Genomic DNA, 11,161 nt, shown 5'->3' with positions numbered 1-11,161 from the left:
ATTTAGAGTATGTATATCCGAATTGTTTAGCTTTAATGCGCAACAGGGGCCTGTCTCATAAAAATTGTCCTGTGCAGAGTCGATTCCCGCTGATATCATAATAATTTATTGATTTTAAATGATTTATTAATATTTTATCAAATATGAGCAGGTCATTAAATGCTTCGTTAGTAATGGCCTGCTTTTTATTAGAATTAAATGAGTCTTTCCTATTTAAATGTATGTTTTAATGAGATCGAGCGCTATTTTTAGGCAAAGTGTCGTTTCTCAATCTGGCAATAACTTTAGGGGCGTTGCCTAAGCAAATTAAAATATCTACCGCGATGTAAATTTGGAATACTGCTTTTCAAGGAAGAAGTATAGTCCTCCAGCAGAGTTTTACGGATAACAACCATAAACAAACTAATAAAAAGAAAATACAAAGGCATTGGGAAAAGCGTCCCATTATGCAAAGCGCCCATACCAAAGGTAAACAACGATATGATGGAATAATAAAAGAAGCCGAAGAGACTAGAAGCAGTTCCGATACAATTTTTATAATCTACAAGTGCCATGGCTAAAGCATTTGTGAATACCATACAACTACCAAACATTAAAATCATTTGTGCAATTATGACCACAATAATGAGGATGATATTATTAATAAAAAGCATAGTTGATAATAAAATGGTAATGAAAAATAGACTGCTTCCTAATAAGATAATGTTAATGCCGTAATTCATAATTGTTTTTGCCTCATGATTGTTATGAAGTTTTCTTGAAGCAATACCGCCAAGCAGCATACTAATCGCAATCGCTATAAAGCTTAATCCATATTGACTAGGCGACAGTCCCAATAACTTAATAAGATAAAAAGAGCCCTCAGCAAAAAAACTGAAATTTAATCCATTACACGCAGCGACCAGGAGTCCAAAACCAATTGCGCGTTTATCACATATTAATTTAGTAACTACTTTTTTTATTGAGATGCGTTTTCTATGTTCAAATGGATGTGTTTCTGGTAAAAAATAGGCAACCATAAATGTTAAAAAAAGGCTAATTATAATCAAAAACAAAAAGATATTTTTCCAACCAAACTGTTCCGCGATAATGCCTCCAATGACAGGCCCAATAGCAGGATAAACACCTAAAGAACTACCAACGTACGCATATGCTCTTCCTAATTCGATGCCATGAAAAGCATCACGACAAAGAGCTTGGCCTAAAACAGAGCCAACCGAACCACCAAATGCTTGAATGAAACGATTTAGCATAAGCATAGGCATCATATTAGAAAAATAACATCCGACACATCCAAAAATGAAAAATAAAAATCCCGCAAGAATACATGGCTTTCGCCCGTAACGATCTGAAAAGATACCCCAAAATAAGGTGCCAATTGCAAAGCCCAAAAGATAAATGGTTAAAGTATACTCGGCTATCGAATCTGTACTCTTTAATGCTGCGGCAATTGCTGGAAGGGATGGTGTATACGCTGTTTCAGAAAGTTGAGGGATCCCAGCAATTAAGATAATGAGCCAAATGGCTGGCAATGAAACAATTTTCATGAAATTCCTGGTTTTTACAAAAATCATACCTTCTAAAAGCAATAATAATGATATGAAAAAATTAGTAAAGTCTGCTGTAGTTTTTTAATTCATTGAGTTGCATATTTCAGTTTCCTTTATTAGTATGTGCGAGCCCAATTCATAATATAAAAAATTGAAACATTTTTACTTCCGTATGGAGATCTAGGATGTCAGTAAAAATTGGAAAATCATTTTGGTTAAATCTTGAAAAGTTTACGGCGTTTCATCGTTAGGACAAAAAGTAACTATTCCTGATGAAGAAAAAAAGAAGATGGAAGAGTCAATCAGATTATTACAAAAATTTGCCAATGATAAAGTGTCGCTTTATGGAATAAATACGCAAGTAGGAGACGATGCATATCGAGTAAATCTACAAAGTCAGGATTATGCAGATTCACTTATTAGAAGACAGGCGAATGCGATGCGTGCGCTAGGCTGTGCTCTCGGTCAAGACTGTAGCGATGAAATTGTTAGAGCAATGCTGCTTATTCGAGCAAATTCACATGTACAAGGAGCTTCGGGTGTACGTCCACTTGTCACGGAAGGAATTCTTAACCTTGTTAATAAAGATATTTTACTTATTATTAAGCGCTATGGTTCCGTTGGAGCCAGTGGTGATCTGATACCGATGTCTTCTATTGGTCGAACCCTCATGGCTGAACATATAGTAAAATATAATGGCTCTATTATGCATGCTAAAGATCTCTTTAATGATTTAGGCATTGAACCGATTCAGCTCCAAATGAAAGAAGGCGTTGCGATTGTCAATGGAACGTCCTTTACTTCTGCCATTGCTGCTATCGCTATCCATAAGTTATGTTATTACTTGCCTTTATCAATTTCTGCTATTGCTGTGTGTTGTGAGGCAATGTTAGCAATGGATAGTTCTTATGACCCCTTCTTACACGAATCAAAACATCATAAAAGTCAAATAGAAGTTGCTGCCTTTATCCGGCAATGTTGGGAAGGCAGTGAAAGCATTCATTATTCTAAATTCTAGAATATTGAATAATGATGATGCTTAATGATTAAAACGCAAGACATCGTAGTTCTGGCCAAACTGCTAGCTTACCAAACAGATAATAGCTGGTCTCAAGGAAGTATGGCTCTTGAGCTTTGTTTAAGCACTTCTCAAGTTAATTATGCTCTTAAACGATTAATTCCTGCTAAGTTAATTGTTCCAGTACAGAAATCAACGGAAGTAAAACTAGAGCCCATTCTTCAAGCCTGTGAAGAATTTTTTATTCATGGGTTTAAGTATGTATTTCCCGCTGAATTTGGAACATGGGCTCGCGGCATTCCTACTGGGTATGCCGCCCCAAGCTTAAACAAAATTATTTTGTCCGGGAACGATCCTATACCGGTGTGGCCGTATGGTGAGGGGACGCATAAAGGCATTGCACTAACACCTTTATATCATTGTGTGCCGAAGTCTGTTAACAAATATCCTGATTCATATTTTTACGATTTATTATCATTGCTAGATGCACTTCGTTCTGGACGGGCAAGAGAAAGAAACATTGCAGCAGAGAAGATATCTAAAATGCTCAAAAATAGAATTCGCCAATGTTAAGCAAGATAAAATTGATATCTATATAAGTCATAGTTAAATTGATTTATATAGATATCAACTTAATGTTGATTTATTTGGATATCAACATATAATTAATATAGTATCAATTTTTGAGTTGCATAATGAAGTGCTTAAAATGTCAATTGTCCATAAAAGACCCCAATCTATCCCATTATGGATTACACTTCGAATGTTTTACCGAATGGTTTAATGTTCCTACATCAGCAGAATTTACGAGTTTACAACAAAGGCCCACTACCTCATCTGATCCTATTAATAGTTTAGCCCGTCAAAACGATAGTTTTTTTCATGGAAAATTTAAAAAATATTCTGCTGAGCTTCATGGTTCGGCATATATATTAAAGATGCGGCAAAAAGATGCTCCTCAGTTACCGGAAGTAGAATATCTCTGTAATCAGATAGGTAAATATTTAGATGTTGCTGTAGCAGAGTTTTATTATATTGCTTTTTATGGTGATAAAATTTTTGTTACCAAAAATTTTATTAAGCCTGGAGCCCCCGTCGATTTACAACATATATATCATTTTAGAACAGATGAGCAACATAGTTGTGAAGGTATTATTCATGTTATTACTCAAAAAACACAACGTCCAAATGATGTAAGAATGTTTATTAAAGCTCTGTTATTTGATGCGTTAATTGGCAACAATGATCGTCATGGCAGAAATCTCGCGTTTATAACCACAGCAAACAGCACAGTACTATCTCCTATTTACGATAATGTATCCTATTTAAGCCTTGAAGATGGTGAGATGTTGAAAGCTGATTTTAATCCAACAGGGAGAATTAGTACCCTTACAACGTATGAACCAAGTATGCGTGATTATGTGAAGGAATTAAAACGACTTGGATATACAGATGATATTCAAGAATTTTATCAGAGCATAAAATTAACTCAGATTATTCAATTAGTTGATGATAGTTTTTGTAACTCGCTCATGAAAGAAGCAATAAAAGCTTTAGTTAAAAAACGATTTGGGGAGCTTGAACATGAATGCACCAATTGAATTAGATGAAACACGATTGCATATTTTTCATGAGGGTAGAAAAAGAAGAGTTTTCGTTGGTGAACTCTTATATGACAAAAACCAAGATCGCTACGAATTAATCTATAACAAAAGCTATGCGCGCTCAAAAAGCGCGATACCGATTGGGCCAGAGCTCGATTTATTTAAATTACGTCATCAATCTGAGAAGGGAAAACTCTTTTCATCCCTCATGGATAGAATTCCTGATCGATCCAATCCGGCTTATAGAGACTATTGTAAAGCACAAGGAATTTCTATTGATGAAAATAATCCAATTAAATTATTAGGGACAATAGGGAAGCGTGGACCCTCTAGTTTTATTTTTGAACTGGTTTATTCTAACGAATTTGATCCACAAGATATTGTGAATTTGCGAAAGGAACTACACATTACACAGCATGATTTTGCTGAAGCATTTGATATCAGCAAAGTGACCTTACAGCGGATTGAGGCTGGAATAAGCCATGATATAAATACATTAAAACGCATACAAATACTGTTAAATTTTCCCGAAGTGGCATTATGGCAATTACTACAAACAGGTAGTCGAGTACACAAAGATGTACTTGTTAAATTAATCATGCATTTTGAAATGCAAAAATTAACAAAAAAGGCATAGACATTGTAAGTATGGGGGTACATTTGGGGGTGTATTTTTATTGATCAAGAAAATAATCATTTAAATACAACACATTGATTAAAAAATTAAATAGCCGCCGCCCTCAAAGTTTTAAAACGTCCAGAAGTCCTAAATTCCTTTAAATCAACGTCTTCATGATTAAAAGGCCGCTACCTTGAAGTAACTCCCAAAGGCAAAAAGATTTTGCTGCAGTAATTACCAATACCAAAGAGCATGCAAGAATACATGTACGTAAGACGCTCTTAGAGCGTGGCATAGTCCCTGAACAATTACTACCTGTAGAGGATGTGAAAAAAGTTGAGCGTAGGCCTGCTTCTGAAAGGAAAAAATCTTTAAAAAAGCCTGGTTCTTTGTAGGTCATGTTAAAATAAATAACTGGTGGTATAGATTCAAATAAATATGTTTAAATTTAAAAAAATTAAGCAAAATGACTTAATTCTTCTCTATCAATGGTTTCAAGAACCGTCTATTAATCAATGGTATGCAAGAGGCAAGTATTGGTCATTAGAAGCAATTAGAGAAAAATATGAGCCAAGAATCTTAGGCAAAGAAAATGTACCAAGCTTTATTATCTATAAGGACGAGATTCCTATTGGCTTCATTCAATATTATCAGTTAGAACATGCTTTTCCCGAAGGGATTCATGGGCAGCACAACTTACTATTTAAACAATATAAGCAAGCTGATTTAGTTGGGATGGATTTATTTATAGCCGAAGGAAAGAGGCGTGGACAAGGTTTTGGCATTAAGATAATCAATCAATTTATCGAGGATTTTCTTACTACTTTTTCAGCTATTGTAGTTGATCCTGATATGCTTAATAGTAATGCGATAAGATGTTATGAAAAATCTGGGTTTATCCGCACTTTATTTAGTGAAGATCCCAACTACTTAGTTATGGTTAAGCAAGGTATTAACCCTGAAGTTTTACGAGAGGTTAAAAATTTACTGCAAGCAAGTTTTGCAACAGAACTCAATATTGATTCAATTCATTTTTTAAACGAGCCTGAACGAAGAAATATTGTTTTAAGAATAGCACTCGACAGTGCGAAAAATGGTATTCCCAAAAATGTTATTTTAAAACAATCCCTGCCAGAGCAGTCTGATGAAGATGATCAAGAGGCTTATGCTCGGTTTGCTCGTGATTGGGCTGGTCTTGAATTTCTGAGCAGTATTCCTCAACCTGCTCATAATGTTCCTAAATTTTATGGTGCAAGCAAACAACATCGTTTTATTCTTATTGAAGATTTAGGACAACAGCACGTCAGCCTCGTTGATTCTTTAACTGTTCCAGATCAAAATAAAGCGATTGCTGCATTAAGTCGATTTATGAAAGCATTAGGTAGTTTTCATGCTAGTACGTATGGTCATACAGAACATTATGAAAAGATCTTACGCAGAATTCATGTAAATGCGGAAACAACAGAAGATGAACTTGATTTTGCTTTAAAGGATCTATTGCCAAAACTTGAGTTAGCAAATAGACAATTAAATTTACCTGTTACTCAGCCATTGATTGACGAGGCAACAGATATTATTACAACAATGCTAAAACCAAGTCCTTTTACTGTTTTGACTCACGGTGATATCTGTCCTGATAATGTTTTTGATCATGATGGTCAAGATTTACAATTGATTGATTTTGAATGGAGTTTTGTCCGAAATGCATTGTTAGATGGCACTTATTTACGCATGAGTATGCCCACCTGTTGGTGTGCTAAAGCCATCCCTCTTGATGTTATTGAATCCCTGGAGATTATTTATAGGGAAGAGTTAAAACGCACTATTCCTGCTGCTTCTGATGATTTGGTATATAGCATCGCTTATACTAAAGCTTGTGGTTTTTGGGTATTACAACAAACTTTACCTTTTCTTGAAGGTATTTTGCTTCAAGAGAGGGTTGGGCCATCAGGACTTGTGCCAGAAGGTTCCTTGTGGAAACCAGAAGATAATACGGTGAGGCCAAGATTTTTATCTCGTCTTCAAGCTTTTGTAGATGTAGCATCCAAACAAGAGATGCTTCCTCATTTAAGAGAAATGGCCAAAAACATGCTCACTGCGATTAAAAAGCAGTGGCCAGACGCAAAGTCTTTAGAATTTTATCCTGCTTGGGGTCAAAAATCCTCTGAATAATAGCTGATTTTTTATTCTAAGCATACGTATTTTCTAAGTTATCTTTTATCCTTTTAATTTTTTGGTGGTAATGTGCAATCAATCTGTGTTTATCTGGGGGCGAAATTTGGTAACTCGACGCTCTTTAAAGATGTCGTAGTTCAATTAGCGAAGCAACTAGCTGATTCTAATATTCGTTTGGTTTATGGGGGCTCTGGTTTGGGTTTAATGGGGCTACTAGCAACAAGTGTAATCGATTTAGGTGGAAAGGTAACAGGAATAATTCCTGAAAATCTTATTGCCTTAGAAAAACCTTTAACATCGCTAGATGAACTCATTATCACTAAAAACATGCAAGAAAGAAAAATGCTGATGCAGCAAAAGGCAGATGCATTTATTGTAATGCCTGGTGGTTTGGGCACTTTAGAAGAAGCGTTTGATACCTGGAATGCTATTAAAATAGGTAGTTTTAATAAGCCTTTTGGATTTTTAAATATTGATGGATATTTTGATGGTTTGTTTTCTTTCATAGTCAATGCTGAAAAGCATGGTTATATTTCTAAAAAACAAGCACAAATACCTAAAATTAATGACTGTCCATCACTATTACTATCTGAACTATCAACTTGTTGTTCACTTACTTTGGCTCCTCCGGAGTATACATCTCACAATTGATAGATAGTAATTCTATGAGAGGGCTGGCAATACTAATTAAAGTAATAGATTAACGGAGTTCGATTCTATTCCAGCATCAGCGCTACAATTTTAGGGGCTCATTGGGACCTTTTAAAAATCACATGGCAATAATTATTTTAGGTTTTATTTAGGTTGTCCTTTAAAGGTAGGAAATTATAATGTGGGTGTGTTTTGTTTAATTGATAACAAGCCTAAAGCAATGAATCTGATTGATACCAATATAATTTCTGATCTTACTCAAATGGTAGAATTGGATTTGGAATCGTTACAAGTATCCATCACGGATGAATTAACAGGTTTAACCAACCGTCGTGGATTTATAAAACTTGCCGGCTATTTGTTTCAAAAATCTCAAGAAGAGAGTGCAATATTCATCAAATCAGGGAGTTACAGCAAGTCCCGAAGGTAAATTATCATTAGTGTCACCACTTGAACTCAGTTCTACACTTGAAACACGTTGAGGAAATTTAGGTTTTATAAAATCAACAAATTCAGTAATTTCTGCTAATTGATAATCTTTATATAATCTGTAATTTTTATAGATTTCAAAAGCAGCCAAGGTTGCTGCAACAGCACCTAATAAAGTAATCCCGACGCCTAGGGCCAATGCTCCCCAGGGGCCCATTGCTAACACAGTGGTAGCAAGAAGCATGGTATTTATTGCTTTAGCAGTAGCCACTACTCCAAAGACTGTAAGCCCCGAGGTTATAGTGAACTCAAGAGAGCTTGTGAAAATGTGTAATCGCGCGGCAGAATAATTCGAATCGTCCCAAGTTCTTTTCATTGAATTTACTGAATCGCAAAGCGAAGAATAATTATTAACAGAGGGGATTTTTAGTAGTTCAGTCGCACAATTTAAAATTTCCTTGTGATCTGATCTAGGATTAAGCTCATGTAATTCAGAAATACTATTTAAGAATTTTCTGCCTTTTATGACAATCTCATTCTTTCTTTTCTTGCCCTCTGGTGTGAGAGGTCCCCCAAATAATGAAGAGTCATGCAAATATTGATTGAGCTCTCTTTGGAAATTTTCTTTCGCTTCACCAAAAAACATATTTTTCACCCAAATAGCTCATTATATGTCTTAATAATTTATAACCTCAACTAATTACTTAAAAAAATCTCTTAATATGGTTTTTGTGAATGCAAATATTAAATTCAGAAATATTGGTTAAAACGCCCAACAGATTGCTACAGAGTGGTTAAAATTTAAACTAGCAGATAAGTCATAAATTTCTAGGCCTACTGTGAACGTCCGAGGAGTTTTTAGTCAAGTTGCATAGAGTTTATTTATGAGCCCAAATTATAATATTCATACAAAAATTGCATTAATAAAATTAAAATTGACCACCTGATCAAGATTAAAATAAAATGCCTTATTTTAATCTTGCTAGGCAATCTGATATGCAATTGAAAATCGATAAAACCTTAATTCCTGAGAGTCCTACCATCTTAGATGGCTTGGTTTATCTTGAAAATTTATTGAGCTTGCCCAGTACAGCCTTCAAAAGTCGTTCCCTACCGAAGATACATCAACAACCGAGCAAAATAATACCTGGCTTCATCCTGCATCCCGGAGAGCCAAATTCAAGGGACCGATATTTATTTTTAGTTATTGAACACATAGGTGAATTAATAGCTGAGTTTAAAAAAACTAAAAATCCCACCGCAGTAACCCCGCGCTTAACACAAGAATTTATGAAAGAGCCAGATGAGAACCTCGGTACTACAAATCCGGTGTTAACTAGGGAATTTATGACTGCTAAGCTGGCTGCAATAGATGTTCTGATTAGAAAATTAGCTCAATGCGATAAAAATACTTTTCTTGAACAACAGGACGCTTTTCAGTATTTTTTTATACTGATTGGCAATCTTATTCCCACTCTAACACGCTGTAACTACTTGGAAGAAATCATTTCAATAGAAAAACGTTTACATAAAATTGCAGATGGTATTCTTTCTGAAATATCTCAATTAAAAAAACAAAAACCGCTTAATTCATTTTCTGCCTCACTTAAAGAGTATTTAATTTTATTCCAGTCAGAACTTGCTTGTTGCTATAGTCAAAAAAAAGATATTAATGCTGCCCTTTTACACAGCGCAGAAGCGTACGACGCTATCTCAAGCCAAGGGAAGCTTACTAAAGAATCCAGCTATTTAGTCATTTACTATAGTCTTTTATCGTTGTATTACCTCCAAGTTGATTTAGATATTCAAAAAGCCAAAAATAATATAGATAGAGTGCTTAAAATTAATTCAACTAAAGTCTTCACTTGCAGTAATCTTGTTGCTCATGCTTGTAATCAACTCAGTACCCAACTTTTTTTCGCAGGACGTTACGAAGAGTCTTTGGATTATGCCATCCATGAGTTGGATTTTTTAAAAAAAGATTTGCAATTAAGACTGAATGAAAACATGGTAGCCATTCCGGAAAAGGTATTAAAAAAAGTCGCAAAACAAACTAGCGCCCGCACCTGTTCAATTTGGATTGATGATTTACGCAAACAAATCGGTCAAGTAGAGCAGAGAATATCACTCTTAAAGCTAAAAATTTTTAAAGAAAAAAAAGCAACTTTAGTTTCTTTTCTGGATACTTTACAACTAAGGGCTGATAAACCCTATGAATTTAACCTTCAAACTAACCAATTATTTATACACATTAAAGATGAGCATTGTCGGTTTGCCAGAAAGTTTTTCACTATAAAAGGAAAGCCTCCTGTCATCGAGCTAGCAGTGATGGACTTAAATCTCCACGAGTTTCGCAAAAAATATAGTGCTTTTCAAAAGCTAGTAGAGAAAGCGTCTTCGACCACTCTAGTTACTACAGAGCCAAAAGAACAAATCTCTCCTAGGTCTTCAACTCCCAACCATGACAGCTACTTTTTAATGACCGAACAATTTGAGCAGAGTAAGCCTGCAAGAAATAAAAAGCCTAAAAAAATAAAACAAGAAGCCTCATCAGAGAGTGAAGCCTCTTCTGGTAGAAGACCTAAACTCCCCAATAAGCCGGCTTCCATCGCTTGGAAAGAGACAGGAAAGATTTATGGTTCTGATTCCGAACAAGATCCCGTCTATGCCTTAAGTCGGTTACCCCAAATTCCGCTAGGACGTTGGTATGCTTATCTCGATACTGAGAAAATTATTTTGGAATGCGAAAAAGAAAAACAGGATGAGCAAGCTATTATTAAATCGATTGTTGATATACTTGGCAGAGGATTGATTTCTAACAATGGTACAGGAATTGCCTTCGCAATAAGAGAATTAAAAGGCACAGGTTATATTTGTAAAATAAGATTGTTAGGTGAGCATGGAAAAGGAGACATTCGTATTTATGGTCGCATTGCAGAAACCACGACTGATATGATTGAAGGAGTTCAAAAAACCAGGCAACTAATTTGTTTTGATCATATCGCTTTTCACGCACACAAAAATAATAAGTTACCTAATATTGAACAAGAAATGGTTAAACCCGAAATAGGTATAAGAAAAGGATTTTGAGTATATTGTTAGACGCAATAAACTT

The 11,161-nt window shown here is 35.1% G+C and carries 8 protein-coding genes and 1 pseudogene; 7 read left to right on the top strand and 2 right to left on the bottom strand.

Annotated features, from left to right (window positions below):
• Window positions 1-284 precede the first annotated feature (284 nt).
• Window positions 285-1,547 carry a multidrug effflux MFS transporter gene (locus Lnau_RS01660; RefSeq protein ID WP_065240228.1) on the bottom strand — a complete coding sequence of 421 codons (1,263 nt, stop codon included), beginning with the start codon at window positions 1,545-1,547 and terminating at the stop codon, window positions 285-287.
• Window positions 1,548-1,797: 250 nt separating this feature from the next.
• Between Lnau_RS01660 and Lnau_RS01655 the strand changes: the two are divergent.
• From Lnau_RS01655 to Lnau_RS01630, 6 genes and pseudogenes are all read left to right on the top strand, one after another.
• A pseudogene (locus tag Lnau_RS01655) lies at window positions 1,798-2,568 on the top strand (aromatic amino acid ammonia-lyase); the annotation flags it as partial.
• Between the two features lie 24 nt (window positions 2,569-2,592).
• A complete protein-coding gene (locus Lnau_RS01650) occupies window positions 2,593-3,141 on the top strand; it encodes a hypothetical protein (protein ID WP_058503414.1) in 549 nt (182 codons plus the stop codon).
• Between the two features lie 122 nt (window positions 3,142-3,263).
• Window positions 3,264-4,169 carry a HipA domain-containing protein gene (locus Lnau_RS01645; protein WP_058503413.1) on the top strand — a complete coding sequence of 302 codons (906 nt, stop codon included), beginning with the start codon at window positions 3,264-3,266 and terminating at the stop codon, window positions 4,167-4,169.
• Window positions 4,153-4,809: a helix-turn-helix domain-containing protein gene (locus tag Lnau_RS01640; protein WP_058503412.1), complete on the top strand. Its 657-nt coding sequence runs from the start codon at window positions 4,153-4,155 to the stop codon at window positions 4,807-4,809. The genes Lnau_RS01645 and Lnau_RS01640 overlap by 17 nt, the downstream gene beginning before the upstream one ends.
• A 420-nt stretch (window positions 4,810-5,229) precedes the next feature.
• A complete protein-coding gene (locus Lnau_RS15965) occupies window positions 5,230-6,963 on the top strand; it encodes a GNAT family N-acetyltransferase (RefSeq protein WP_065240227.1) in 1,734 nt (577 codons plus the stop codon).
• Between the two features lie 72 nt (window positions 6,964-7,035).
• On the top strand, window positions 7,036-7,617 hold the full coding sequence (locus Lnau_RS01630) for an LOG family protein (RefSeq protein ID WP_058503411.1): 582 nt from the start codon (window positions 7,036-7,038) through the stop codon (window positions 7,615-7,617).
• A 400-nt stretch (window positions 7,618-8,017) separates the two neighbouring features.
• Here Lnau_RS01630 and Lnau_RS01620 read toward each other — a convergent pair whose 3' ends face one another.
• Entirely contained in the window at window positions 8,018-8,701 is a 684-nt protein-coding gene (locus Lnau_RS01620; protein ID WP_133134950.1) for a hypothetical protein, read from the bottom strand.
• Between the two features lie 341 nt (window positions 8,702-9,042).
• Between Lnau_RS01620 and Lnau_RS01615 the strand changes: the two genes are divergently transcribed.
• Window positions 9,043-11,136, top strand: coding sequence for a hypothetical protein (locus tag Lnau_RS01615; protein WP_133134949.1), 2,094 nt, complete (start codon window positions 9,043-9,045; stop codon window positions 11,134-11,136).
• Window positions 11,137-11,161: the final 25 nt, after the last annotated feature.

Origin of the sequence: Legionella nautarum, from assembly GCF_001467895.1 — a bacterium.
Taxonomy (GTDB): Bacteria; Pseudomonadota; Gammaproteobacteria; order Legionellales; family Legionellaceae; genus Tatlockia; species Tatlockia nautarum.
Note: the sequence above shows the minus strand (reverse complement) of the source record. Positions and strands in the feature narration are given on the sequence as shown.